Genomic DNA, 25,977 nt, shown 5'->3' on the forward strand with positions numbered 1-25,977 from the left:
GTCGTAGTCGTACTGGTGCTTGGTCGGCTCCTGTGGTTTGGGTTCCAGCAGAAGCGTGCCGGTGAAGCCGATCGAGTGCTTGTACTCCGCGACGAGGTGGAGGAAGCGTGCGAGCTGGTCGTTCTCGCGTTTCATGTCGGTGTTCAGCAGGGTCTCGTAGCCCTCGCGCCCGCCCCAGAGCACGTAGTTCTCACCTCCGAGCTGGTGGGTGGCGCGCAATGCGTTGCGCACCTGCGCCGCGGCATAGGCGAACATCTCGGGGTTCGGGTTGGTCGCCGCTCCGGCAGCGAAGCGCGGATGTGAGAACACGTTCGCCGTGCCCCACAGCAGGCGGACGCCGGTCTCCTCCTGTTTGCCCGCAGCCCGATCGACCATGTGCGCAAGGTTCTTCTCGGTCTCCGCGAGCGAGGCTCCCGGTGGCGCCATGTCGACATCGTGGAAGCAGTAGAAGGGCGTGCCCAGTTTGGAGAAGAACTCGAAGGCGGCGTCCTGCTTCATCTCGGCGGCCGCGATCGGGTCATCCACGTCACCGAGCCACGGACGATCGAAGGTGCCGTCTCCGAACACGTCGTTGCCGGCCCAGTTGAAGCTGTGCCAGTAGCAGACCGCGATCCGGAGATGGTCCTCCATCCGTCGCCCAGCGACCATCCGGTCCGGGTGGTAGACGGTGTACGCGAACTCGCCATCGCTCGCGTCGCCCGCGAACGCGACCGGGCCGGTCACGTCGGAGAAGAAGTCGGTCGTCATGATCTCAGCTCCGATACGACTCGCGGCCGACGCCCTGGATCGCAATGTCCTGCGAGGCGAGCACCTGATGCTGGAGCGCGAACATGTCGGCCGCGGCGCGATCGATGTTGCGGGTGAACGAGATCGAACCTTCGAGGATCGGTGCGAGCAGGTCCTTGTCCTGGATCCGGGCGGGTCCGTACTCGTGCTCGACGATCAGCGGTGTGGTCGAGAAGTCCATGTCGAGGAGTTCCCGAGCGGCGAGCTGATGGTCGAGCCAGTCGACGGTCCGGTTCTGGAGGTAGGCGAGTGGATCGTGACGTGCGGTGCCGGGCAATTCGTGCTCGCAGAGCACGGTCTGGATCTTCCAGGCGTTGGCCTGATCGGCCGGGTTCGACGAGATCTCACCGTCGATCCAGTCGCCGCGGTTGACGGTCTGGCCGCCGTAGCCCCAACCGGACACGCCCTTCGAGTCGACGACCTGACCCTTCACGTGCATGCCGGTGATCAGGAAGTTGTAGCCCTCGTCCTTGAGGTACTGGAAGATCGAGCGCGTGTCCTGACCCATCAGGATCGCGTGGCTCGGGTCGTAGTGGATCCGGAACTGGTCGCCGACGCCGTTGCGCTCGCAGATCTGATGGAGTGCGATCCACGTTCCCGGCGCGTAGCCGATGTTGTTGTGGAAGTTGTCGCTCGGAGTCCACCCCGGCATCGGGCACTGTTCCACCCGGTATTCGAGGCCGCGATCCTTCGCCGCTTTCAAGAGTGGGACGAAGGTCTTCTCGAACTCGATCAGGTTCTGATCCATCGACTTCGTCTGGTCGCGTCCGACGAAGCCGCACACAGCCGGCGCACCCATGAGCACGGCAGCGTCCATCGTGGCCAGCATGAAGTCGACCTTCTTCTGGCGCGTCGCCGGATCGTGGTGAAGGAGGTTGTCGAAGTACGCCACGTCGGCGATCTCGACGCCGGTCGCCTTCACGGCCGCGGCAACCCGATCGGCGCGAGCCTGGTCGAACGGCTCGCGGAGATCCAGCGTGTTCGCGACCGGGTCGAGCATCGCCTCGGCCGGGATGTCCGATTCGTCGGGATGCAGGGCAGCCGAGAGTTCGATGTTGTCGGCGCCGAGTTGTGCGGCGTACTCCAGCCACTCCTCGATCGCGAGGTCGGGATCGGGGTCGCGCTTCTCCCGCGGCGTGAGCTCCTGCAGGGCAGCGGTCAACACGCCAACGGGCATGTAGACGGGCTCGAAGGGTTGGGCGGTGCTCATGATGTTCCTCCTGAGGTGCTGGAGTTGCTGTTCGAGACGGTGACCGGCGCGCGGTTGCGTGCGGACTCGATCGCCGCGTGCAGCACCCGTTGGGTCTGGAGCGCGTCGGCGAAGTCGGGCATCGGCACGACGGGCTCGCCGCCGCCGATCATGGTCAGGATGTCGGCGGCCTGGTTCACGAAGCTGTGCTCGTATCCGAGGCCGTGGCTGTCGGGCCACCACGCGTCGGCGAAGGGATGACCATCGCCGCCGCGAGTCGCGTCGATCGTGGTCCACCCCGCGGTGCGGCCGTCGCCGCTCGCGTCGTAGAAGTCGAGTTCGTTCATGCGCTCGAAGTCGAAGCGCAGTGCGCCGCGCTCTCCGTGGATCTCGAAGCGATTGGCGTTGTGGTAGCCGGTCGCCAGTCGAGTGGCCTCGAAGGAGGCGATCCCACCGCCGCTCAGCCGGCTGAGGAACGCGACGGCATCGTCGACCGTGCTCTCACCCTTCGCGCCGGCGGTGGATGCTCCGGCACCGGCGATCTCGCCGCCCGCACCCGCCTCGAGGATCTCGCGTTCTTCGATGAAGGTGTGCTCGATCGCGCCCTCGACGACGGTGATCTCCTCGCCGGTGACGAAGCGGACCGCGTCGATGATGTGCGCGTTCAAGTCTCCGTGCGCACCCGACCCCGCGACGTCGCCCTGGAACCGCCAGAGCAGCGGAGTGTCGGGGCCACCCCAGCTCTGCAGGTAGCAGGCCCGGGCGTGGTAGATCCGCCCGAGCGCACCCGACTGCACCAGTTGGTGCGCCAGGGCCACCGCGGGAACGCGGCGGTAGTTGTACCAGACGAACGTCTTGCCATCGGCCGCGGCGGCGGCTCGAGCCATCTGCTCGGCGTCGGCCAGGGTTCCGGCCAGTGGCTTCTCGCACGCAACGTGTCGACCCGCCTCGAGCGCGGCGATCGCCTGCTCGGCGTGGACGTTGTTGGGCGTGCCGATGTCGACGAGACCGATCGCCGGGTCGGCAACGGTCGACGCCCAGTCGGTCGATGCGTTCTGCCAGCCCCACTGGGCGGCGAACTGTTCGAGTTCCTCGGCGTTGCGTCCGCACACGGTGTGCATGACGGCGCGCGGATCGGTTTCGAAGAACTTGCCCACGTTGAGCCACGCGTTCGAATGGGCGCGGCCCATGAACTTCGATCCGATGAGGGCGATGTTGAGCTCGGTCACAGGCGGTCCTTCCTGACGCGCTACGCGTCGACTCCGAGGTATTGCTTCTGCAGCGCTGCGTCGTCGCGCAGTTCTGCGGCGGTGGTTTCGTGCTCGATCTGGCCCGACACCATGACGAGTTGGCGCTCGGCCATCGAGGTGGCGGCACGCAGGTTCTGCTCGACGATCAGCACCGCGCTGTCCTCCTCGATGAGGTGGTGCACCGCCTTGATCAAGATGTCGACGATGGTCGGCGCCAGCCCTTCGGAGGGCTCGTCCATGAGGTAGAGCTTCGCGTTGAGCAGCAGCGCCCGGCCGACGGCAAGCATCTGTTGCTCGCCGCCGGACAACTCGGCACCACCGTTGCCACGGCGCTCGGCGAGTCGCGGGAACAGCTCGTACACCGCCTCGGGAGTCCACCGTTTTCCCCGTGTGCCCTTCGCGAACATCTGGAGGTGTTCGTCGACGGACAGCGACGGGAACAGGCGTCGTCCCTGCGGGATGTAGGCGATCCCGTGGCGCGCAATCTTCTCGGGTGGGAGACCGTCGATCGGCGTCCCGTCGAAGGTGATCGAGCCGGACGTCGGCACGAGCATTCCCATCAACGTCTTGCAGAGCGTCGTCTTGCCCATCCCGTTCCGACCGACGATCGACACGGCTTCGGTGCCCATCGAGAACGACAGGTCTTCGAGGATCATCGAATGGCCGTAGCCGGCGCGGAGACCCTCGACGTGGAGCAGAGTGTCGGCCATCAGCCCGCCTCTCCCAGGTAGATCGCATGGACGAGTTCGTTCGACCGGATCTCCTCGGGCGTGCCCATGGCGATCGTCTCGCCGTCGGCCATCACCACGACGCGGTCGGCCACCTTGAGCGCGACGTCCATGTCGTGCTCGATGAGCAGCAGCGTCGATTCGCGTGGGAGCGCTTCGAGCAGGTCGATCAATCGCTCGCGCTCACCGCGGGACAGCCCCGAGGCCGGTTCGTCGAGCATGATCAGGTCAGGATCCGTGACGAGGGCGACACCGATCTCCAGCTGGCGCTGCTGGCCGTGTGAGAGGTCCTGCACCTTCTCGTCGAGCTGCGCACCGAGCCACACCTGCTGGCCGGCCTCCCGGGCCCGGACGCGCATCTCGGCGTCGAGCTTGTTGCGACGCAGCGCCAGGTGCCGGCCGCGCTTGCCGGCTTGGGCGAGGTACAGGTTGTCCTCGACGGTCAGACCGCCGAACAACCGGGTCTTCTGATATGTGCGTGCAACCCCGAGTTGCGGCCGCAGACGGGAGGGGAGCGCCGTGCAGTCGACGCCCTTGATGGTGACCTTGCCCTTGGTCGGGGTGATGTCACCGGCGATCGCGTTGAACAACGTGGTCTTGCCGGCTCCGTTCGGCCCGAGCACGGCGAGGCGTTCGCCCTGGGCGACATCGAGATCGATGCCGCCCAGAGCGAGCAGACCCCCGAACGCCACCGCGACCGACTCCAGTCGGAGGAGGGGAGGTGCCGACGGGTCGGCCGTCGTGGTGGCGTTCGGTGTCATGGTCTGTGCCTCAGGTTTCTCGAGAGCCGATCAGCTCTCGGGGACTCCGTCGACGACCGGGATCTCGTTGCCCTGCCAGGGCAGATCCTTCTCCTCGCACGGCGTGTTGTCGCGCTCGGGCGGATCGGTCTCGCTGGAGTAGGTACCGCCGAAGGTCTGGTCGACGCCGGGGACGATGTACTTCGTCTCCTGGACGACCTCGCCGTCGTCGTTGACGACGAGCTGAGCGACGAAGGTGTCGACGATCGCCTGGTTGTTCTCGTCCAGGGTCACGGTCCCGTACGGCAGGTCGAGCTCGAGACCGGCGAGGGATTCCTGCAGCGCGGCTTGGCCGTCGCTGATGTCGCCACCGACCTCTTCGAGGGCCGCCACGAGTGCGGTTCCGGCCGCGTAGTAGCCGTAGCCGAAGCCGAAGCCGGTCGCGACCGAAGCAGGACCGACTTCGCCGCCACCTGCGCCCGAGGCGAGTGATTCCCACGTCTCGTCGGCGCTGGCGAGGTAGGCCTCGATCTCCGGCGTCTGGATGTCACCGGGCAGCGAAGCGAACCCGCCGACGTAGGCGCCACCGATGTCGGTTCCGAGAGCCTCGGCGAGCGCCGGGCTGAAGAACAGGTTGCCTGCGTGCTGGTCACCGGTCAGGTCACCCTTGGCGTTCAAGAACGCTTCGAGTGCGGCGTTGGTACCGGTACCACCGACGACCCAGAAGTAGCCGTCGACCTCATCGGGATCCGGCAACTGCTGGACGAACGACGAGTAGTCGGTCGTGCCGAGCGGCGGGAACACCTGGGAGGTGATCTCACCACCTGCGGCGCAGAAGTCGGCGGTGAAGCCGGCTGCCGAGGTCCAGCCGAAGCCGTAGTCGTCGGCGATCACCGCAGCGGTTTCCCAACCGGCCTCGTTCACCAGGATGTCACCGATGCCTGCGTTCCACTGGGCGCCGTCACCGGTGTAGCGGAAGAAGTTCGGAGCCTGCACGTGGAGTGTCGTCTCCTGAGCACCGGCGATGCCGTTGATGAAGGTCACCTCGGGGTTGTCCAACGCGTAGTTGGCCACCGCGGTTCCTTCGTCGCCCGAGAGCGGGCCGATGACGACGTTCGCGCCGTTCTGCTCGACCAACGTACGGATCTCCTGGATCGCACGGTCCGGGGTGTCGTCGCCGCAGCCGATGCCGACGAGTTCGATCGAGGTGCCCGCAACCTCGGCACCTTCGAAGCCATCGAGGGCGGTCGTGGTCGAGTTGACGGTCGCGCCGGCGCCCTCGACGAGTGCCAACGTGGCGCCGGCCACGTTGTCCTCGTAGAAGCCACCGAAGGGACCTTCGCACTCGGCGAGGATGCCGAGCCTGACGCCGTCACCGCTGGCAGCTTCTCCGGAGTCGTCGCCGGAAGCCTCGGTCGAATCGGTCTCCGCTTCGTCGACAGCGTCGGAAGCTTCGGTCTCGGCTTCGTCGACAGCGTCGGACGCAGCGGTCTCGGCGTCGTCGACGGCCTCGGATGCCGCGGTCTCGGCGTCCGCCTCCTCCGCTTCGGCGTCGTCACCGTCGCTGCTGTCGTCGTCGCTCCCGCATGCGGTGGCGACCAGCGCGAGGCCGACCAGGGCGCTGAACGCCCGCTTCGTGGTTGTGCTTCTCATGACATATTCCCCCATGTTGGTGTTGTTGTTTGGTATTGCGATCCGGCGTTCCGGTCGGCCATCAGCCGAGCTGCGTTTTCGAAGTGGGTTGGTACCCGATGTCGATGAGATGGTCCTCGTCATCGGGCGTCCTGCCGCGCAGTCGATCCCGCAGTCGGGCGATCATTCCCGCCAGCCCATCGGGTGACGTGAGCATGATGACCAGGAGGATCAGGCCGACGACGGTGTTGAACCGCTCCTCGGCGAGGATCCGGTCGTGGATGACACCGCCGATGTTTCCGATCACCGGGATGTCGCGCAGGTAGATGTTCGCCCCGAGGAAGACGAACGCCCCGAGCCACGCCCCTTCGAGGTGCACGATGCCACCGATCACGGCGATGATGAACAGATCGAGCGTCGGGTTGATCCCGATGGACGTGGGGTCGATCTGGCCGTTCCACCAGATGTTGAGCACCCCGGCCAGACCGGCCACGAACCCCGCCAGCGTGAAGGCGAGCGTCCGGTGGACCTGCACGTTGAACCCGAGCGACTCCATCCGGACCGGATCGTCGCGGACGCCCTGGAGCGCCATCCCGAACGGCGTGCGGGCGATCGCTCGGAACGCGACGTACGCGAGCGCCGACAGGATCAGCGCCGCGTAGTACAGCCGCCTCGGCTCGCCGTTGAAGAAGTCGGGCGGGTCGATGCCGGTCATGCCGCCGAAGCCGGAGAAGGTGGTGACCTGGCCGAAGAAGTAGAACCCGATCACGGCGTACGTGAGCGTGAGCATCAGGAAGTAGATCCCGGTCGAGCGTGCCGACAGGACCCCCAGGACCAGCGCGAGCAACGTCGCCACGGCGAGCGCGACGGGTACCGCGAGCCAGGGCTCCCACCCGAACTTCAGACCGCGTCCGCTCTCCGCGACCAGGTTGCCGATCGCGAATCCGACGACTCCGAAGATCAACCATTGCGCCAACGAGTCCATGCCGCCGTATGCGGAGAGGAAGACGATCGTCGATGCGGCGAGGCCGAGCATCAGGGTGCGCGTCATCACGAAGTCGACGAAGAAGTCGCTGCCGATCAGCGGGAGCAGGACGAGCGCGACGAACGCGATCGCGACGGCGAGTGAGCGGCTGTTGGTCGGCATCATTCCGTCCTCCCGAACAGGCCGTTGGGTCGCACGGCGAGCACGACCGCCAGGATCACGAAGGTGAAGATGATCGAATAGAACGTGTAGTCCGACGGCAGGTAGGCCGGCGAGAAAGCGGTCACCATCCCGTAGAGCAGGGAGCCGGCGACGGCACCCTTGATCGAGCCGAGTCCGCCGATGATCACGACGATCAGCGAGTTGAGCAGCCACTGGCCGTCGGTGCCGAGGGCGACGCCCGAGAACGAGGCGCCCATCACCCCGCCCATCCCGGCCAGGAACGAGCCGACGAAGAACGTGATCCCGAACACGAGGGTGATGTTGATGCCGAGCGCCCGCACCATCTCCTGGTCGTCGACTCCGGCGCGGATCACCATGCCCATCCGGGTCCGGTTCAACCACACCCAGAGTGCGACGGCGACCACGAGCGAGATCGCGAACATGAACAGTCGGCTCGATGCGTACCGCTGACCGAAGATCTCGAAGAAGTGGACCACGTCGCCCGGCCACGTCATCGTCTTGGCCAGGCCGCCGTACTGGAACAGCATCTGGTCGGCGAGGATCACCGTGACGGCGATCGTGATGATCGCCTGGCGCAGGTCCTGACCCTGGTTCCACCGGAGGAAGAACTGCTGCATCAACACCCCGACCACGGCAGCGACGGTCGCACCGACGAGCAGCGGCACGAACCAGTCGAGCATGCTCACGTCGGACGATTCGATGTTGCGGGACTTGCCGACCATCTTCTGCTGGACCGAGATGGCGATGTACGCGGCGAACAGGAAGAACGCGCCGTGGGCCATGTTGACCGTGCGCATCAGGCCGAAGATCAGCGTGAAGCCGCTGGCGACGACGAACAACAGCCCCGCGAAGGTGAGGCCGTCGAGGAAGGTGACGAGGAATTCACCCGGTTCGGCGATCGCGGAGCCGGCCGACGTGTCGGTCGTCCACGACCGGTCCGCGAGGAAGAGCACCCAGATCGCCGCGAATCCGACGAGTACCGAGACGACGACGACGGGCACCCGTCGCATCAGCACGACTTGGCGCGGTGTCATGTCGAACAGGCCGAGCTTGATCTTGCTCGCGCCCGCTTGTGTGGTGTCTGTCACGTCCCCAATACCCCCACGAGCAAGGTAGAGAGGTGGGCGACGCCGGCAACAGAGGCACCAGGCCCAATCCGACCGGCGCGTTGGAGGGGGGCCGAAAGAACTAGTGCCCGGTCAGTCGCGTTGGAGCAGCATCGCGGCGGCTTCGGTGCGTGTGCGCACGCCGAGCTTCATCAGGATGCTGCTGACGTGGTTCTTCACGGTGAAGACGCTGAGGAAGAGCGTCTCGGCGATCTGCGCGTTGGTCATGCCCGACGCCAACAGTTCGGCGATCTCGAGTTCCCGCGAGGTGAGCGTCGAGAGACTGCTCGACGGGAGTCCACCGACGAGCGCGAGCGTCACCTCGGGCGAGAACGTGGCCGTGCCTTCCGCCGCGCTGCGCACCGCCTGGGCGAGCGACTCGGCATCGACCGACTTGATCAAGTAGCCCGTGGCACCCGCCTCGATCGCCTCCCGCACGCGGGCGCCGTCGGAGAAACTCGACAACGCAAGGATGCCCAGCGTCGGATGCGCAGCTCGGAGGCGACGGATCGCCTCGATGCCGCCCATTCCCGGCATCACCAGATCCATCACGACGACGTGCGGGTCGAGCCGGTCGACGGCTTCGATCGCGGCTTCGCCGCTGTGTGCTTCGCCGACGAGATCGAGATCGGAGAAACTCGCGAGGACGGACGCGACACCTTCCCGCAGGAGGTCGTGATCGTCGACGACGAGCACACGGCGGGCGTTCGCCTCGGTCACGGAGCCACCGTGACGGTGACGGTGGTTCCGTCGTCGCCGCTCTCGATGACGAGTTCCGCGCCGATCGCTTCGGCACGTTCCCGCATGATCTGCAGCCCGAGGTGGCCGCTCGGCACCTCGTTCTCGTCGAACCCGTCACCGTTGTCGGCGACGCGGAGAACGACCGGCGGGCCGGTGTGCAGACGGACGTCGAGCGCGGTGGCATTGGAGTGCTGCGCCATGTTGCTCAATGCCTGCTGCGCGATCCGGTAGAGCGCGATGTTGACCGCCGGTTCGAGCTTGACGCCTTGCAGATCGACGGTCACGTCGATGCGTCGTCGACCCTCGAGCGCGTTCACCAGGTGTTCGATGAGGTCGCGCAGCTGCACCTCGGCCAGTTCGGCCGGACGCAACTCGAGCAGCAGCTCGCGCATCTCGGACAGCGCTCCACGCGTCAGCTGTCTGAGTCGGTCGACACGCTGGTGCATGTCGGAGCCTTCCTCGATGTCGTTCAACAGCGACTCGGCACTCAGTGCCGCGGTCCACAACGACTGGTTGACCGCGTCGTGGAGGTCACGGGCGAGCCGTTGGCGTTCCTCGGCCGCAGCCAGTTCGGACACGCGCTGCGCGAGTCGGGCGTTCGACAGCACTGCGCCGGCCTGGTCGGCAACGGCGGCCAGCCGTTCGGCGTGGTCGGCGTTGTAGAAGCCGGGCGTGGCGCTCTCGACGATCAGGTAGCCGACGAGCTGATCCGCGACGCGCATCCGCGCACCGAGCACGCAGCGCGCGGGACCCAGTGCGCTCGGCGGATGGTCGATGATCACCGGGCCGGCCTCGCCCGCGAGCCGTTGCACGACGGTGAGCTCCTCCAACGACACGGCGTCGGCTTCGATCTCGACATCGAGGTAGCCGAAGCCGGCCAGATGGCGGCTCAGGTCGAGCGTGCCCTCCGCGGTTGCGAGCAGGATCGCCGCGAGGTCGTTCGAGACGAGGCGCTCCACACCACCCAGCGCCTGCTCGGTGACCGACTCCAGATCGAACGTCTGCGACATCGACGCCGCGGTGTCGCGCAGCGTCTCCGCGTACGTGCGCTGCTGGCGCTCCTGGGCCTGTGAGCGGATGCGGTCGTCGACCTCGCGTCGCAGCGCCTCGTTCGCACGCTCGATCTCGGCGGTTCGACGTTGGACACGGGCGTCGAGATCGTCGAGCGTTCGCTTCAGCTCCTCCTGGGCGAGGTGCACATCGGTGACGTCCTTGAAGGCACCGAGCAGTCCGATCACTTCGCCGTTGAGGTCGCGTAGGGGCACCTTGTTCGTCTCGATCCACGTGACCACGCCATCAGCCCGACGGAGCCGCTCGAGGATGCCGAAGCGCGGCTCCCCGCTCTCCATCACCGCCTTGTCCCAGTCGATGAACCAGTCGGAACTGAACTCGTTGTCGTCTGCCCACGGCATGTCGCGGTCGCTCTTGCCGAGCAGCAGCGCCGGCTCGAACCCGGCGAAATCCGAGAACGCCTGGTTGCAGCCGACGAACTGTGAATTGAGGTCCTTCCAGAACACCGCGTTGCTCATCGAGTCCATCAGGATCTTGAGCATCTGCTCGCTGGCGGCGAGCGCCTCCTCACCGGACAACTCCCCCTGGAGCAGCGCGGCGTACATGTCGCGCACCTCATTCGACCGATTCGACGCGGGCGTCGACGGGGTCGTCGAACTCATGGCCGCGCCTTTCGACGACGCCGACGACTCACATCGGTCGCCGGGATCCTGAGGTCAGTCCTCGGCGACCACATAGTCGAGTTCGACGAAGTCGGCGACATTCGGGATCCACGTCTGCTCGACGAAGGCGACGTGGACCGGATGGTTGTCGTACGCGTCGTAGTCGTCCTGCGACGCGAAGTACATCGAGAGGGCGTGCGTGAAGTCGTTCTTCGTTCCCACCTGTCGCAGCACGGTGAAGTCGATGACGCCCGGGATCTCCCGGAGCGCGTCGACCCGCGTCCAGAACGCGTCGATGTCCGCCGCGGGATCGAGCCGAAGTGCGACCGTGTGCTGAATCATGGAATCCCCCATTCCGATGCAGGAGTGTCGCCGCTCCACCCGGCCCAGGTCAAGCCGCGTCATCGTTCGCGAGTTCGACCATCAGTTCACACCCTCGTCATCGGATTGTCGACCGTCGGTCACGCACCCGTCACTCCCCGTCCGATCGCCCGACTATGTTCGGCGGTGTTCCCCGACACAGCGTGACATGACGGATCCGACCGGTCAGGTCACGCGGCACCAGAGTGGCGATCGTCGCCGCTCGAAAGGACGCCATGACCACACGTCGCCACCGCACTCGCCTCGCACTCCTCAGCTGCGTGACCGTGCTCGCCGGATTGCTCACCGCCGTGACACCTGCGGCCGCCGTTCCCGGCGGCGCATCGACGGTGTTCATCAACGAGATCCACTACGACAACATCGGAACCGACACCGGCGAGTTCGTCGAAGTCGCCGGACCGGCGGGGACCGACCTGACCGGATGGAGCCTTCAGCAGTACAACGGCAACGGCGGCGGCACCACGGGCACACCCATCGCACTCAGCGGAACCCTGGCCGACTCCGTCGACGGATACGGCTTCGCCGTCGAGTTCGTCCCCGGGCTCCAGAACGGCAGCCCCGACGGAATCGCGCTCCTCGACGGAGGAACGGTCGTCCAGTTCCTCAGCTACGAGGGTTCGTTCGCGGCGACCAACGGGCCTGCCGCCGGCGAGATGAGCACCGACATCGGCGTCTCCCAGCCGAGCAGCACGCCGGTCGGTGAGTCGCTGCAACTCGTCGGCACCGGCTCGACCGCTGTCGACTTCGCGTGGACCGGCCCGGCACCCGAGAGCCCGGGCGCCGCGAACGCCGGACAGACCTTCGGCCCGGGCGGTCCTGGCGGAACCGACGGCCGGCCGTTCCCGTTCATCGAGGGATTCGACAACGACGACTGCGCCGCGACCGGCTGGGAGGTCGTCAGCGTCGACACCGACCAGGCCAACACCTGGACCTGCAGCGCCCAGTTCAGCAATGCCGACGTGAACGGATTCGGCGACGACGCCGCCGCTGACGAATGGTTGATCACTCCGGCGCTGAACATGGACGCCCAGGACGACGAGACGCTGAACTTCCGCAACTACACGAACTTCACCGCTGCGAACTACCCGCAACTCGAGGTGCTCGTGTCCACCGACTACGACGGCGCGGGCGATCCGACGACCGCGACATGGGCGGCGCTGAGCGGCATCAACTACTCCCCCGAGGGCTCCGGTCAGTACGTCGACTCCGGCCCGATCGATCTGTCGGCGATCACCGGCACCAACGCGTACTTCGCTTTCCACTACACCTCGGGCGAGTCCGCGGCGAGCTGGCGGATCGACTCCGTGGAGTTCACCGTCGAGGAGCCACCGGACCCGACCGCGACGCCGGCTCTGATCAGCGAGATCCAGGGCAGCGGGCCCGCCGTCACGAGCACCGACCGCTTCGAGGTCCAGGGCATCGTCACGTCACTCTTCGAGGACGACGACGCGCTCGACGGATTCTTCATCCAAGAGGAGGACGTCGACAGCGACGGCGACGCCGCCACATCGGAAGCCATCTTCGTCTTCTGCCGAGGCAACTGCCCGACCGGGCTGGCCATCGGTGATCTCGTGACCGTGGTGGGTGCTGCCGAGGAGTACTTCGGCATGAGTCAGATCGGCATCGGCTTCGGTTCCGGCACCGCCACGATCGACAGCTCGGGCCACGCGCTCTCCTCCCCGGTCGCCATCTCGCTGCCGGCCGCTGGTGCGACCAACGCCGAGGAGACGTTCGAGAACGTCGAGGGAATGCGCATCACGGTGCCCGACAAGCTCGTCGTGAGCGAGTACTTCAACCTCGCCCGCTACGGCGAGGTCGTCCTGACCGTCAACGAGCGACCGGACCAGTTCACCGACGCCAACGCGCCGAGCGTCGCCGGATACGCGGCCTTCCTCGACGACCTGGCGGCACGGCGGATCGTCCTCGACGACGACAACAACGATCAGAACGATCGTACCGAGGGCCCGCAGGACAACGAGCCGTATCCCTACCCGCAGCCCGGTCTCTCGACGACCAACTACTTCCGCGGCGGCGATTCGGTCACCGATCTCGTCGGGGTGATGCACTGGTCGTTCGCCGGCCAGCCCGGCACCGACGCGTGGCGGATCCGGCCCAGTGCGGAGGCCATCGACTTCGACTCCGACAACCAGCGCACCACCGCTCCGGAGGATGTCGGAGGATCGCTCCAGGTCGCGAGCTTCAACGTCCTCAACTACTTCACGACCCTCGACGTTCCCGGTACGAGCTGCGGACCCAACGATCTCGATTGCCGTGGAGCCAACTCGCAGGCCGAACTTGACCTTCAGCGCGCCAAGATCGTGAGCGCGCTGGCGACGATGGACTCCGACATCGTCGGCCTGATCGAGATCGAGAACGACGAAGGCGCAGCGGTTGCCGACCTGGTCGGCGCGCTCAACGCGGTGCTCGGCGCGGACACCTACGACTACGTCGACACCGGAACGATCGGTGGCGATGCGATCAAGGTCGCGCTGATCTTCAAGCCCTCGACGGTCAGCGTCGTCGGAGACTTCGCGATCCTCGACAGTTCCGTCGACCCGGCGTTCATCGACGACAAGAACCGTCCGGCCCTCATCCAGACGTTCGAGGACGCCGCGACCGGTGCGCGGTTCAACGTGGCGGTCAATCACCTCAAGTCGAAGGGATCGGACTGCAACGACCTCGGCGATCCCGACCTGAACGACGGCCAGGCCAACTGCAATCAGACCCGGACCGATGCGGCAAACGCACTCGCCGACTATCTGGCGACCGATCCGACCAACAGCGGCTCGGACGACGCGCTGATCATCGGCGACCTCAACGCCTACGCGATGGAGGATCCCATCACCGCGCTGACCGACGCGGGGTACACCGACCTCTTGGCGCAGCAGATCGGCGAGGACGCCTACACCTACGTCTTCGACGGTCAGCTCGGCTATCTCGACCATGCGCTCGCGAACGCGTCGATGATCGACAAGGTCACCGGTGCGACCGCATGGTCGATCAACGCCGACGAGATCAGCCTCCTCGACTACAACGACGACATCCGGGACCCCAACGAGCAGGCGTTCCAGCGAGAGTCCAGCGCGCTCCCCATCGACGACACGGGGGCGTATCGATCCTCCGATCACGACCCGGTGATCGTCGGGCTCGACCTGGTCGACCCGGACACGCTCTGCAACGGCCAGGTGGCCACGATCCTCGGGACCGACGGCCGTGACCACCTGCTCGGAACCCGCGGTGACGACGTGATCGTCGCGCTCGGGGGCAACGACAGGATTCTCGGCCTCGGCGGCAACGACGTGATCTGCGGTGCGGACGGACGTGACGTGATCATCACCGGCTCGGGCGACGACACCGTGTTCGGTGGCGCCGGCAACGACCTGATCGTCACCGGTTCGGGCGACGACGCCATCGACGGCGGAGCCGGCATCGACATCCTCCTGGCGGGCCGCGGCACCGACACATGCACCGCCGGCGAGATCGAAGTCGGCTGCGAGGCATAGCAACCGCGAGTTCACCCGACGTTCGCCGCAACGACGTCCTCGCGCCAACCGGCCGCCATCTGCCCAGCTCACACTGGACACATGCGATCCTGGTGCCGGACCACACTCGGCTACATGGGTGACTTCATCATGACCAACGGTTGGGTCGACCCGACCGGCGTCATCCCGCCCGTCTGGTGCGGGCAGCCGGAGGAGCCGCTCATCGCCGTCCCGCGTGCTGATTCCGAACGGTTCGACGACGCTGCCTGAGCCGGACCCGTCGCTGCCGATCTACGGTGACGGCATGTCGATCGAGTTGCGCAATTCCGACCGCCTTCCGGAGCCTGCTGGGTACTCCCACGCTTCGATCGCCGCTCCCGGCCGAGTCGTCCATTTCGCCGGACAGATCGGGGCGGACGCCGACGGCAACCATCCCGTCGGGCTCGCCGCGCAGACCGAACGGGCGCTCGTCAATCTGATCGACGCGATCGAGGGCGTCGGTGTCTCGATCGACGACGTGGCGAAGCTGACCGTGTACGTGGTCGGCTGGCGGGAGTCGATGCAGGCCGAACTGTTCGCCGGACTCGGAGCCGCCGGGAAACGCACCCCGATGCCGCTCGTCCCGATCACTCTCGTGGGGGTGCAGTCGCTGTTCCTCGACGAGTCACTGATCGAGATCGAAGCGGTCGCCGTGACCCCAGCCGACTGAGGCGCTCCCAGAACGCCGCTCCGGTCCCGGTCGACCGAGGTCGAGGTTCGTCGCCTTCCGCTCAGTCGGACGCGACCGTCCGCACACGGAGTTCGGTGAGCGGGGTTCCGGTCCGGCGGTCGACGAGCACGGGATCGATCGGCTTCCCCGTGTCGTCGTCGATCAGGTGAACCGGCGGTTCGTCGAAACCGGACCACTCGTCGCCCCACTTCATGAGGGCGATCACCACCCCGTTGAATGCCCGACCCTTGGTGGTCAGGTGGTACTCGAATCGCGGCGGGCGAGCCTGATACTCGCGCCGCTCCACGACACCCTCCGCGACCAGCGTGTTCAGCCGCGACGTGAGGGTGTTGCGGGCGATGCCGAGGCTGTTGTGGAACTCTTCGAACCGGTGGTGTCCGCGAAACAGGTCACGCATCACGAGCAACGTCCACGGATCGCCCACGACATCGAGTGCCCTCGCGACCGAACAATGCATGTCCGCGAAGCTGGCCCGGCGCATGTCGACAGCTTACGCCGAGGCCCCTGACGGCAACGTCGGACGAGTACGCAGCGGGATCGCCAGCAACGTGGTCGCGAGTCCGCCCACGATGATCACGGTCCAGACCCGATCGAATCCGATGAGTGCATCGGTGAGGCCCGACGGCGCGCCGAGCATCGCCACCGTCAAGGCAACGCCGAACGTTCCCCCGAACTGACGCACGGCCTGCAGCACCGCCCCTCCGACGCCGATCCGGTTCGCCGGCAGGGCTTGGGCGATGAGGCTCGAGAGCTGTGGAAGGCAGCAGGCGACACCGATGCCCGTGAGGAGCATCGAGGGGAGGTAGGTCGTGAGGTAGGCGACGTCGGCATCGAGGAAGACCACGCGATGCAGGCCACCCGCCGCGTAGAACAAGCCGCCGACGAGGAGGAACGGGCGTTGGCCGATCTGTCCTGCCCATTTTCCGAAACGCGGAGCGAGCAGGGCGACGAGCGCGGGACCCGGGGCCACACCGAAGCCGGCCTTCAGGATCGACCAACCCCACACCTGGGTGAGGAAGAGAATCGAGCCGAAGAACATCGCCGAGAAGGCAAGCCCGAACGCGAACGCGGAGAGGTTGCCCCACGAGAAGTTCCCGATGCGGAAGAGTTCCAGGTCGAGCGCGGGTGCGGAGGTTCGCCGTTGCTGAAGGATGAACGCTGCGAAGAGGGTGACGCCGACGGCGAGGACGATCCCGGTTCGGGCCGATCCCCAGCCGAACCGGTCGGATTCGACCACGGCGTACGAGGTGACCGCGGCCGCCGACGCGATCAGCACCACTCCGAGGACCGACGGAACGCGGGTTTCCGGGTCGCTCGATTCGTGAAGATGCCGGCGACCTGCAACGACGGTGAACACCCCGACCGGCAGGTTGATGAAGAACGCCCAACGCCATCCGAGCGCCTCGACGATTCCGGCACCGAACGTCGGACCGAGCGCCCCGGCCACGGCGCCGGCCGCACCCCAGATCGCGACCGCCTGCGGAATCCTCTCGCGGGGGAACGCGCGCATGATCAGCGCCAACGACGATGGGATGAGGATCGCGGCACCGGCCGCCTGGAGCAGTCGGAAGCCGATCAACAACTCCACCGACGTCGCGATGCCACAGAACATCGACGCGACCGTGAAGACCGTCGAGCCGAGGAGGAACGCGCGCTTGTGTCCCTGCCGGTCGGCGAGCTTGCCGGCAGGGACGAGCAGCGCGGCGAACACGATCGTGTAGCCGTTCAGGACCCACGACAGCTCGGATGCTCCGGCGCCGGAGAAGGTTTCGACGATGTCGGGAAACGCAACGAACAGGATCGTCGTGTCCAGAAACGTGGCGAGCGTCGCGAGCGCCGAGATCAACAGCGTGCGCCGAGCGTGTCGCAACGGTTCGGAGTCATCCGGGGGGATCGCCGTGTCGACGGGAAGCGTGGTCATGGCGGGACACCTTTGCACAGGTCCGTCTTATCATGCAACTGACTGGACGATCGTCACGCTGCGCGCTTTCGCGCCCGCGGCGGCAACGGAAGCGGGCATGATCTGGAGGTGGCTCCCGGAACCCCTGACACATCGCGCCGGATGTGGGTCGGTCAGCCGTTCCCACTGGGCGGCACCTACGACGGTTCGGGAACGAACTTCTCGATCTTCTCGAGCGTCGCCGACGGAGTCGAGTTGTGTCTCCACGGCACCGACCCGGACGACGAGGAGCGGATCGAACTCACCGAGGTCGACGGCCACATCTGGCACACGTACCTTCCCGACGTTCGACCAGGCCAGCAGTACGGCTATCGGGTTCACGGACCATGGGATCCCGCGCGCGGCCTGTGGTGCAACCCGTCGAAGCTCCTGCTCGACCCGTACGCCAAAGCGATCGACGGTCGGATCGACTGGGACGAGGCGTGCTTCGGCTACCAGTTCGACGACCCGCTCCAACCGAACACCGACGACAGCGCACCGCACGTGTGGAAAGCCGTCGTCGGCGACCCCTTCTTCGACTGGGGGAACGATCGTCCGCCGGAGGTCCCACTCCACGAGACGGTGATCTACGAAGCGCATGTCCGGGGCCTGACGATGACCCATCCCGCCGTGCCCGAGCCGCTGCGTGGCACCTACGCCGGAATCGCTCACCCGGCCGTGATCGCGCACCTCCACGACCTCGGGATCACGGCAATCGAACTGATGCCGGTCCACCAGTTCGTCCAGGACCACCACCTCGTCGAGAAGGGCCTGCGCAACTACTGGGGCTACAACTCGATCGCGTTCCTCACACCGCACAACGAGTACACGTCGTCGGCGGCGCTCGGCCAGATCCAGGAGTTCAAGACGATGGTCAAGTCGCTCCACGCTGCCGGGATCGAGGTGCTGCTCGACGTCGTCTACAACCACACCGCCGAGGGCAACCACTTCGGGCCGACACTGTCGATGCGCGGGATCGACAACCAGGCCTACTACCGACTCGTCGACGACGACCCGCAGTACTACCTGGACTTCACGGGCACGGGGAACAGCCTCAACATGCGCCACCCGCACGTGTTGCAGTTGATCATGGACAGCCTGCGCTACTGGGTGCTCGAGATGCACGTCGACGGCTTCCGCTTCGACCTCGCCTCGACCCTCGCCCGCGAACTGCACGAGGTCGATCGGCTGTCGGCGTTCTTCGACCTGGTCCAGCAGGACCCCGTGATCTCCCAGGTGAAGTTGATCGCCGAGCCGTGGGACGTGGGCGAGGGCGGCTATCAGGTCGGCAACTTCCCTCCGCAGTGGTCGGAGTGGAACGGTCAGTACCGGGACACGATCCGCGACTTCTGGCGCGGTGAACCATCGACGCTGGCCGAGTTCGGTTCACGCTTCACCGGCAGCTCCGACCTGTACGAAGCCGACACGCGCCGACCGACCGCGTCGATCAACTTCGTCACCGCGCACGACGGCTTCACCCTGACCGACCTCGTCTCCTACAACGAGAAGCACAACGACGCGAATCTCGAGGACGGTCACGACGGCGAGTCGCACAACCGTTCGTGGAATCACGGCGTCGAAGGTCCGACCGACGACCCCGCGATCCGTTCGCTCCGAGACCGTCAACGACGCAACCTGATGACCACGCTGATGCTGTCGCAGGGCGTACCGATGATCGTCGGCGGCGACGAACTCGGCCAGACGCATCACGGCAACAACAACGTCTACTGCCAGGACAACGAGTTGTCGTGGTATCCGTGGGACGACGTGGACGACGACTTCGTCCGCTGGTGCCAACGCGTCATCGCGTTCCGGATGGCGCACCCGGTGTTCCGACGTCGCCGCTGGTTCCAGGGCCGCCGCATTCGCGGCATCGAGGATCTCGCCTGGTTCCGCCCGGACGGTGGCGAGATGACCGACGACGACTGGGCCACGGGCTACGCACGCGCCGTGGGTGTGTTCGTCAACGGCAAGTCGATCCCGACACCCGACGCCTACGGCGAGAAGGTCGTCGACGACACGTTCCTGCTGTTGTTCAACGCCGGAGCCGACGCCTTGACGTGGACGATTCCGGGACCCGAGTGGGGGCGACGCTGGACCGTCGATCTCGACACCGCCGATCCACGCGTCGGCCTCCGCCGCAAGGCGGCGGTCAAGGCCGGTGACGAGCTGCATCTCGTCGAACGCTCGATGCTGGTGCTGCGCTCGACGCAACCGCCGGCGAAACGCTCGCAGGCTCGGCGCGCCACCGGGTCGAACACGTGAGTCGGTCCCTCGACCCGACGCCTCGTCTCGGTGCGACACCGATGGAGGAGGGCACGCGGTTCGAGGTCTGGGCTCCCGGTGCCCACCGGGTCGAGGTCGTCATCGAGCGGGAGGGACGTGACGATCGGGCGGTCGACCTCGAGCACCGCACGTCGGGAGAGGATCCGACGTCCGCTGCGGCCACCTGGATCGTCGAGGTCGATGGAGTGGGCGCCGGCGATCGGTACCGCTATCGCCTCGACGGAGGCGACTCCCTCCCCGACCCGGCGTCGCGCTCGCAGCCCGACGGTGTCCATGGCCCGTCCGAAGTCGTCGACACGACGGGGTTCGCATGGACCGACGACGACTGGACGGGCGTGGCGCTCGCCGACACCGTGCTCTACGAACTCCACGTCGGCACCTTCACGCCCGAGGGGACCTTCGAGTCCGCGATCGGTCAACTGGACCGTCTCGTCGCGCTGGGTGTCACGACGCTCGAGATCATGCCCGTCGCAGCGTTCCCCGGCGAACGCAACTGGGGATACGACGGTGTCTTCCCGTTCGCGACGCAGGTGTCGTACGGCGGTCCCGACGGGCTCGCCCGGCTGGTCGACGCCGCGCACGGGCGCGGTCTCGCCGTGATCCTCGACGTCGTCTACAACCACCTCGGTCCCGAGGGGAACGTGCTCCCCCGCTACGGGCCGTATCTGACCGACGAGTACTCGACGCCGTGGGGTGGGGCGGTCAACGTGTCCGGTCGGCACAGCGATTCTGTTCGGCGCTACTTCATCGAGAACGCGGTCGGCTGGATCACCGACTTCCACCTCGACGGGCTGCGTCTCGATGCCGTCCACGCGATCGTCGACCCGACCGCGAGTCCCTTCGTGGAGGAGCTGACGCGTGCGGTCCACTCCGCGGCCGACGACCTCGGGCGAACCGTGCTCATCACCGTGGAGAGTTCGTCGAACGATCCGCGGCTGGTCCGCTCCGCCGCTGATGGCGGCTGGGAGTGCGACGCCGCCTGGAACGACGACTATCACCACGCGCTGCGAGTCGCGCTCACGGGGGAACAGCACGAGTACTACGTCGCGTACTCCGGCTCCGCCGACATCGCCGAGGCCTGGGCGGAGCGGTTCGTCTACCACGGCCGACACTCGGTGACGTTCGGACGTCGGCACGGCGCGCCAGCGAACGACGTCGACCATCGTCGCTTCGTCGTGTTCGCGCAGAACCACGATCACGTCGGCAACACGCCCCGTGGCGAGCGAATGCTGCACGGGGCCGGACCGGCCGATCCCCGCCTCCGACTGGCCGCCGCAGCCACGCTGTTGTCGCCGTTCACCCCGCTGCTGTTCATGGGCGAGGAGTACGGCGAGCGCGCTCCGTTCCCCTACTTCATCGACCACGGCGACCCCGCGATCGTGGAGATGGTGCGCGCCGGTCGCCGCGAGGAGTTCTCCGGGACCGACTGGTCCGGCGAGGTCGCCGATCCGGCATCGCCGGACACGTACGCGGCCGCCGTGCTCGATCCGTCGCTCGCCGACGCCGGTGCGCACCGCGAGCTGCTCGCCTGGTACACGGAACTCATCGCGCTCCGCCGCACCCACCCGGTGCTGACCGACCCCGCCGCGGACCATGACGTCCGCCTGGACGGCGATCTCCTGCAAATCGAACGCCGTCTCGGCGACACGAGCAGCGTGCTGCTGCTCAACTTCGGGGGCCAGGAAGCTGCCGATCCCACGAGCGGTGGAGGCACGATCGCCGCCGACTCCGCCCGGGAGGACGACGCGACCATCGCGCCGTGGGCCGCTCGCCTCCGCCTCCGTCGCTGAGCCTCCGCCGGCAGGACGTCAGCGGTCGGTGCGTTCGAGGACCGCGAGACCGAGGTCGCCGAGGAGATCAGCGAGGCGGACGGTGTCGGTCGCGAGCACCGGTGCATCGTCGTGCAGGAGGCTGCCCCACGTGCCGGCGGGGGTCGCCACCGTGATCGACGCGCCGTCCACCGGCTCGCCGAGTGCACGCGTGGTGACGACCAGAACGACCGGTCCCTCCGCATCGGACCGCACGTACGCGAGCACGTCGGTCGCACCCGGTCCCGATACCACGACCTCGGTGTAGCTCGCGTCCGCGCCGAACGCCTCCGGACGTCGTGCCCGGAGACGGAGGATGCGCTGGGTCAGGATCACCCGCGCCAGGTCGACGCGGCCGGATCCCATCGCGGTTGCGACATCGGACGTCGGCGCCAGCTCGACCAGCTCGTGGAGGCCACCCCAGTCGGGCGGATGGCGGTTGTCGGGGTCGACGAGCGAGAACAGGCCGGCGGGTGAACCCTGATACAGGTCGGCGAATCCCGGACTCGTCAACTGCACGGCGAGCAGTGCGAGATCGATGGACGCGCCGTGCGCCTCGACGGCTGACGCGAACTCGGCCAACGGAGAGGCGGGATCGTTCGATTCGGCCACCAGCGCAGTCGCGAGCGCCCCGAGCGCGCTCTCGACGTGCGAGTCGGGCTCGGTCCAGCTCGTCACCTGGTCGGCCTCCCGGGCCGACTTGACGAGGTAGTCGCTCAGCCGCTCGGCGGTCAGCGGCCGAGCGGTCACCGCGGTCTGCAGTGCGAGCAGCACGAGCCGACGGTCGATTCCGTCGAGCAACGCGCTGCGGCCCACAGCCCACTCCGAGACGACGGTGACCCACCGCGGCGCCCGCGCTGCCAGCGCGAGCGACCGGGCGCGGACACCCTGGGAGCGCTTCGTGTCGTGCGTCGTCGCGGCGACCATCCCCTCCGGAGCACGGCGTTGCCGGTCCGCCTGGAACCGATGGAAGTCGGCAAGCGGGACCGCGAAACGTCCCGGAGAACCGCCGACCTCGCTGAACGACGCCAGGGGCAGGTACCGATAGAAGGCACGGTCCTCGGCGCCCTTCGCCATGACCGGTCCGGTCAACTGTTGCCAGCGCTCCAGAACCGATCCGGCGAGCACGTCGACGACCCGGTCGACCGCTGCGGACGGGCACTGCTCGCGCGCGTGTGACACGGCCCGCTCGAGCTCCGGCCGAGATGCCGCATCACCCGGGAGGTAGGTGCGATACCGGTCGAGCGCCACGGTCATCTCGACGACGACCTCCCGCGCCGACCGCACCTCGGCAACGTCCACGGCCCCGTCGGTGATCTCGCGCACGAGTCGATCGAGGTCGGGAGCCAGGCCGTCGCCGAGCACCTCGCGCCGGGCGGTGTCCTCGAGCGTGTGGAAGTCGATGTCGTCGACCCACGATTCCCACAGCGCGGTCAACGGCTGCTCCGCCGACGGGTCCACGAGCGCATGCTCGACCGCGGTGATGTTCTCGTATCCGGTCGTTCCCTCCACCGGCCACGACCGCGGCAGCGTTTCGGCGGGTCCGAGGATCTTCTCGACGAAGAGCAATCGATCCCCGATGGCGTCACGCAGGCCGGCGAGGTACCCGGTCGGGTCCGCGAGCCCGTCGACGTGATCGACGCGCACACCGGCAAACGCCGCATGGTCGACCAGCCGACGAGGAATCGTGTCGACCCGGGCGGCCACGTCGTCGTGCTCGACACGAACCGCGACCAGGTCGTCGATCGTGAAGAACCGGCGCACGTTGCGCGCGGGATCCCGCCACCACTGCAGCGTGTAGTGCTGACGGTGCACCGCCTCATGCACCGGCAGGCTCTCGGTTCCGGGCGCGAGGGGGAACCGCAGTGGCCCGTATCGGAGCTCGGGACCGCGATCGCCCACCCCGATCTCGATCCCATCGGCGGCGAGCACCTCATCGAGCGTGGAGCCGAGCCGCGGGATGATCACCCGTCGGCCGCCGTACTCCCAATCGACGTCGAACCAACGGGCGGCCTCGGAGGTCGGTCCGTCGCGCAGCATCGTCCACCAGGGATCCTTGAATTCGGCGCGCTCGACGGAGACGTGGTTGGGGACATGGTCGATGATCACGCCCATCGCGCGATCGGCGGCGGCGTCGAGCAGCCGTTCGAGCGCGGAATCGCCGCCGAACTCGCGACGGACGGTCGAGTGGTCGGTGACGTCGTAGCCGTGGAGACTCGACGGCACGGCCTGCGCGATCGGGGAGAGATACAGGTGGGACACCCCCAACGAAGCGATGGTGTCCAGCTGCGCCCGTGCTTCGTCGAAGCCGAACTCCGGCGTCAACTGCAGGCGGTACGAGGCCGTGGGGGCGAGGCGTCGGTCGGTGGCCACGAGACACGATCACACACTTCGCGAACGAGCACCACAGGGAGTTCCGTCCGATCGGGAACCTCGTGCCGGGACGAATGTGCGAGGTCGGCTACGGTCACGACGCCAGCGGTACGTCGACGAGGGGGACAGATGTCGCAGGATTCGGATGTGATCGAGGGGGTCGAGACCCAACAGCTCATCTTCGGACGATGGCCACTCTGGGCCACGCTGGTCGGCGCGGTCAGCATCACGTCGGGGTTGGCGTTCGGGTACGACCAGGGCGTCATCGGTGGCGCGATCTCGTTCATGCAGGACGAGTTCGGGTTCGGCAGCTTCGTCGAGGGGATGATCACCAGTTGGGTCACCATCGGCGCGCTCGTCGGTGCGCTGTTCGGTGGCGGGCTCGCCGACCGGTGGAGCCGGAAGAAGGCGCTGATCTTCGCGGCGTATCTGCTGGTGTTCGGCAGCATCGTGCAGGCAATCGCTCCCAGCGTCGTCGTGCTCATCGCCGGGCGCTTCATCATCGGCGCCGGCGTCGGCATCGCGTCGGTCGCGGCGCCGATGTTCGTCGCCGAGTCGGCACCGGCCAAGCTGCGCGGTCGGTACGTCTCCGGGTACCAACTCGCGATCACCATCGGCATCTTCGTCGCACAGTTCGTCGACTACGGCCTGAGCGAGGACGGAACCTGGCGACTGATGGTCGGACTCGGAGCCGCGACCGGTGTGCTGCTCCTGCTCGCTGCGTACCCGGTTCCGCACAGCGCACGCTGGCTGATCTCGGTCGGCCGCCGTGACGATGCCGCCGAGTCGATCCGCAAGGTGCGTGGAGCGGCCGAGGTCGAGGGGCAACTCGCCGCCATCGAAGCCGACCTGCAGGACCAGCCCTCGGCCGAGTGGAGTGACCTCCTCATCGGTGGCGCGCGCAAGGCGCTGATCGTCGCCGTCGGCCTGGCGATCATCCAGCAGATCACCGGGATCAACGCGGTCATCTACTACTCGAACGAGATCCTCGCGGAGGCGGGCTTCGAGACCGCGTCGGCACAGGCCGGAGCCTCACTCATCGCGGTCGGCCTGGTGAACGTGCTGGCCACGTTCATCGCTTTGGCGTTCGTCGACCGCCTCGGACGCCGACCGCTGCTCATCGCCGGGATGACCGGAATGCTCGCCGGACTGGCCGGACTGACGATCACGTTCCTCTACGAGACGACGCCCGGCGACACCCACTCGATTCCCGGGTCGCTCGCGCTGATCTCGATGGTGGTGTTCATCGCATCGTTCGCGTTCTCGCTCGGTCCGGTCGTGTGGACGATCATCTCCGAGGTCTTCCCGAACCAGGTGCGCGCCAAGGGGATGTCGGTCGCCACCGCCGTCAACTGGGGCGCGGCGTTCGTGCTGACGCTGCTGTTCCCGATCCTGCTCGACGGGATCGGCCACTCGGCCACCTTCGGCCTCCTGGCGTTCTTCACCGTGATCTCGATGCTCTGGGTCGCCCGGATGGTGCCGGAGACGAAGGGCAAGACGCTCGAAGAGGTCAGCGCGATGTTCTCCGACGAGTCGACGACCTGAGGGTCAGGATCCCAGGTCGACGAGCTCGCGGTCGTCGGGTTCGGTGTCGCTCGACGGCGCATCCGCCACCTCGTGGTCTCCACCCGGGCCTTCGACGTTGAGGCTCGGCAGGATCCGATCGAGCCACTTCGGGAGCCACCAGTTCTTCTCGCCGAGCAATTCCATCGTGGCGGGGACCAACAGCATGCGCACCAGCGTCGCGTCGAGGAAGACCGCACTCGCCAGGCCGACGCCGAACATCTTGATGATCCGGTTGTCCTCGAGCACGAAACTGCCGAAGACCACCACCATGATCGCGGCCGCCGCGGTGATCACCCGGGCCGTCGCGGCGAGGCCGTCGGCCACCGAGTTCACGGCGTCGCCGGTCCGGTCGTACTCCTCCTTCACGCGGGAGAGCAGGAACACCTCGTAGTCCATCGA

The 25,977-nt window shown here is 67.1% G+C and carries 21 protein-coding genes; 6 read left to right on the plus strand and 15 right to left on the minus strand.

What is annotated here, in order from left to right:
* The 11 genes from ON45_RS07405 to ON45_RS07455 all read right to left on the minus strand — a co-directional run.
* A partial coding sequence (locus ON45_RS07405) for an apurinic/apyrimidinic endonuclease family protein (protein ID WP_040493010.1) occupies positions 1-747 on the minus strand: 747 nt, incomplete at its 3' end.
* 4 nt (positions 748-751) lie between these two features.
* Positions 752-1,996, minus strand: coding sequence for a sugar phosphate isomerase/epimerase family protein (locus ON45_RS21230; protein ID WP_051062682.1), 1,245 nt, complete (start codon positions 1,994-1,996; stop codon positions 752-754).
* Positions 1,993-3,204, minus strand: coding sequence for a Gfo/Idh/MocA family protein (locus ON45_RS07415; protein ID WP_040493011.1), 1,212 nt, complete (start codon positions 3,202-3,204; stop codon positions 1,993-1,995). Before ON45_RS07415 ends, ON45_RS21230 begins: the two co-directional genes overlap by 4 nt.
* A gap of 20 nt (positions 3,205-3,224) precedes the next feature.
* Positions 3,225-3,935 carry an ABC transporter ATP-binding protein gene (locus ON45_RS07420; RefSeq protein ID WP_040493012.1) on the minus strand — a complete coding sequence of 237 codons (711 nt, stop codon included), beginning with the start codon at positions 3,933-3,935 and terminating at the stop codon, positions 3,225-3,227.
* A complete protein-coding gene (locus tag ON45_RS07425; RefSeq protein ID WP_051062683.1) occupies positions 3,935-4,714 on the minus strand; it encodes an ABC transporter ATP-binding protein in 780 nt (259 codons plus the stop codon). The genes ON45_RS07420 and ON45_RS07425 overlap by 1 nt, the downstream gene beginning before the upstream one ends.
* Before the next feature lie 30 nt (positions 4,715-4,744).
* Positions 4,745-6,346 (minus strand): ABC transporter substrate-binding protein, encoded by a 1,602-nt coding sequence (locus ON45_RS07430; RefSeq protein ID WP_040493013.1) that lies wholly within the window; start codon positions 6,344-6,346, stop codon positions 4,745-4,747.
* Between the two features lie 61 nt (positions 6,347-6,407).
* Positions 6,408-7,475 (minus strand): branched-chain amino acid ABC transporter permease, encoded by a 1,068-nt coding sequence (locus ON45_RS07435; protein ID WP_051062684.1) that lies wholly within the window; start codon positions 7,473-7,475, stop codon positions 6,408-6,410.
* A complete protein-coding gene (locus tag ON45_RS07440) occupies positions 7,472-8,581 on the minus strand; it encodes a branched-chain amino acid ABC transporter permease (protein WP_051062685.1) in 1,110 nt (369 codons plus the stop codon). Before ON45_RS07440 ends, ON45_RS07435 begins: the two co-directional genes overlap by 4 nt.
* 111 nt (positions 8,582-8,692) lie before the next feature.
* Positions 8,693-9,319, minus strand: a complete 627-nt coding sequence (locus ON45_RS07445; protein WP_040493014.1) for a response regulator — start codon at positions 9,317-9,319, stop codon at positions 8,693-8,695.
* Positions 9,316-11,013, minus strand: a complete 1,698-nt coding sequence (locus tag ON45_RS21235; protein WP_083914571.1) for a sensor histidine kinase — start codon at positions 11,011-11,013, stop codon at positions 9,316-9,318. Before ON45_RS21235 ends, ON45_RS07445 begins: the two co-directional genes overlap by 4 nt.
* A 54-nt stretch (positions 11,014-11,067) precedes the next feature.
* Complete coding sequence (locus ON45_RS07455) at positions 11,068-11,355, minus strand: Dabb family protein (RefSeq protein WP_040493015.1); 288 nt, start codon at positions 11,353-11,355, stop codon at positions 11,068-11,070.
* A gap of 254 nt (positions 11,356-11,609) precedes the next feature.
* Between ON45_RS07455 and ON45_RS21240 the strand changes: the two genes are divergently transcribed.
* The 3 genes from ON45_RS21240 (at position 11,610) to ON45_RS07465 (ending at position 15,585) form a co-directional block, all read left to right on the plus strand.
* Entirely contained in the window at positions 11,610-14,897 is a 3,288-nt protein-coding gene (locus ON45_RS21240) for an ExeM/NucH family extracellular endonuclease (RefSeq protein ID WP_148288569.1), read from the plus strand.
* Between the two features lie 81 nt (positions 14,898-14,978).
* A complete protein-coding gene (locus tag ON45_RS23015) occupies positions 14,979-15,146 on the plus strand; it encodes a hypothetical protein (protein WP_158412275.1) in 168 nt (55 codons plus the stop codon).
* 34 nt (positions 15,147-15,180) lie between these two features.
* A complete protein-coding gene (locus tag ON45_RS07465) occupies positions 15,181-15,585 on the plus strand; it encodes a RidA family protein (RefSeq protein ID WP_040493016.1) in 405 nt (134 codons plus the stop codon).
* 61 nt (positions 15,586-15,646) lie between these two features.
* Here ON45_RS07465 and ON45_RS07470 read toward each other — a convergent pair whose 3' ends face one another.
* Both ON45_RS07470 and ON45_RS07475 read right to left on the minus strand, forming a co-directional pair.
* Positions 15,647-16,087: a winged helix-turn-helix transcriptional regulator gene (locus tag ON45_RS07470; protein ID WP_040493017.1), complete on the minus strand. Its 441-nt coding sequence runs from the start codon at positions 16,085-16,087 to the stop codon at positions 15,647-15,649.
* 9 nt (positions 16,088-16,096) lie between these two features.
* Entirely contained in the window at positions 16,097-17,527 is a 1,431-nt protein-coding gene (locus ON45_RS07475) for a DHA2 family efflux MFS transporter permease subunit (protein WP_051062688.1), read from the minus strand.
* A 141-nt stretch (positions 17,528-17,668) separates the two neighbouring features.
* On the opposite strand from ON45_RS07475, the gene glgX reads away from it, so the two are divergent.
* Together glgX and treZ are read left to right on the plus strand one after the other, a co-directional pair.
* A complete protein-coding gene (gene glgX / locus ON45_RS07480; RefSeq protein ID WP_051062689.1) occupies positions 17,669-19,810 on the plus strand; it encodes a glycogen debranching protein GlgX in 2,142 nt (713 codons plus the stop codon).
* On the plus strand, positions 19,807-21,621 hold the full coding sequence (gene treZ, locus ON45_RS07485) for a malto-oligosyltrehalose trehalohydrolase (RefSeq protein ID WP_051062690.1): 1,815 nt from the start codon (positions 19,807-19,809) through the stop codon (positions 21,619-21,621). Before glgX ends, treZ begins: the two co-directional genes overlap by 4 nt.
* An 18-nt stretch (positions 21,622-21,639) precedes the next feature.
* On the opposite strand, the gene treY is transcribed toward treZ, so the two are convergent.
* A complete protein-coding gene (gene treY, locus ON45_RS07490) occupies positions 21,640-24,012 on the minus strand; it encodes a malto-oligosyltrehalose synthase (RefSeq protein ID WP_051062691.1) in 2,373 nt (790 codons plus the stop codon).
* A 129-nt stretch (positions 24,013-24,141) separates the two neighbouring features.
* Between treY and ON45_RS07495 the strand changes: the two genes are divergently transcribed.
* The gene (locus tag ON45_RS07495; RefSeq protein ID WP_083914573.1) at positions 24,142-25,557 is read left to right on the plus strand and encodes a sugar porter family MFS transporter; all 1,416 of its coding nucleotides are present in this window, start codon (positions 24,142-24,144) and stop codon (positions 25,555-25,557) included.
* A 3-nt stretch (positions 25,558-25,560) separates the two neighbouring features.
* Here ON45_RS07495 and ON45_RS07500 read toward each other — a convergent pair.
* On the minus strand, positions 25,561-25,977 hold a 417-nt coding region (locus ON45_RS07500; protein ID WP_241432171.1), incomplete at its 5' end, for an MMPL family transporter.

It is taken from the genome of Ilumatobacter nonamiensis YM16-303 (assembly GCF_000350145.1).
Taxonomy (GTDB): domain Bacteria; phylum Actinomycetota; class Acidimicrobiia; order Acidimicrobiales; family Ilumatobacteraceae; genus Ilumatobacter_A; species Ilumatobacter_A nonamiensis.

Excerpts from the sequence above, each read along its gene's own strand:
- ON45_RS21230 (WP_051062682.1), bottom strand. The coding sequence starts at position 1,996 with ATGAGCACCGCCCAACCCTTCGAGCCCGTCTACATGCCCGTTGGCGTG.
- ON45_RS07420 (WP_040493012.1), bottom strand. The coding sequence starts at position 3,935 with ATGGCCGACACTCTGCTCCACGTCGAGGGTCTCCGCGCCGGCTACGGC.
- ON45_RS07425 (WP_051062683.1), bottom strand. The coding sequence starts at position 4,714 with ATGACACCGAACGCCACCACGACGGCCGACCCGTCGGCACCTCCCCTC.
- ON45_RS07430 (WP_040493013.1), bottom strand. The coding sequence starts at position 6,346 with ATGAGAAGCACAACCACGAAGCGGGCGTTCAGCGCCCTGGTCGGCCTC.
- ON45_RS07435 (WP_051062684.1), bottom strand. The coding sequence starts at position 7,475 with ATGATGCCGACCAACAGCCGCTCACTCGCCGTCGCGATCGCGTTCGTC.
- ON45_RS21235 (WP_083914571.1), bottom strand. The coding sequence starts at position 11,013 with ATGAGTTCGACGACCCCGTCGACGCCCGCGTCGAATCGGTCGAATGAG.
- ON45_RS07455 (WP_040493015.1), bottom strand. The coding sequence starts at position 11,355 with ATGATTCAGCACACGGTCGCACTTCGGCTCGATCCCGCGGCGGACATC.
- ON45_RS21240 (WP_148288569.1), top strand. The coding sequence starts at position 11,610 with ATGACCACACGTCGCCACCGCACTCGCCTCGCACTCCTCAGCTGCGTG.
- ON45_RS23015 (WP_158412275.1), top strand. The coding sequence starts at position 14,979 with ATGCGATCCTGGTGCCGGACCACACTCGGCTACATGGGTGACTTCATC.
- ON45_RS07465 (WP_040493016.1), top strand. The coding sequence starts at position 15,181 with ATGTCGATCGAGTTGCGCAATTCCGACCGCCTTCCGGAGCCTGCTGGG.
- ON45_RS07470 (WP_040493017.1), bottom strand. The coding sequence starts at position 16,087 with ATGCGCCGGGCCAGCTTCGCGGACATGCATTGTTCGGTCGCGAGGGCA.
- ON45_RS07475 (WP_051062688.1), bottom strand. The coding sequence starts at position 17,527 with ATGACCACGCTTCCCGTCGACACGGCGATCCCCCCGGATGACTCCGAA.
- glgX (WP_051062689.1), top strand. The coding sequence starts at position 17,669 with ATGTGGGTCGGTCAGCCGTTCCCACTGGGCGGCACCTACGACGGTTCG.
- ON45_RS07495 (WP_083914573.1), top strand. The coding sequence starts at position 24,142 with ATGTCGCAGGATTCGGATGTGATCGAGGGGGTCGAGACCCAACAGCTC.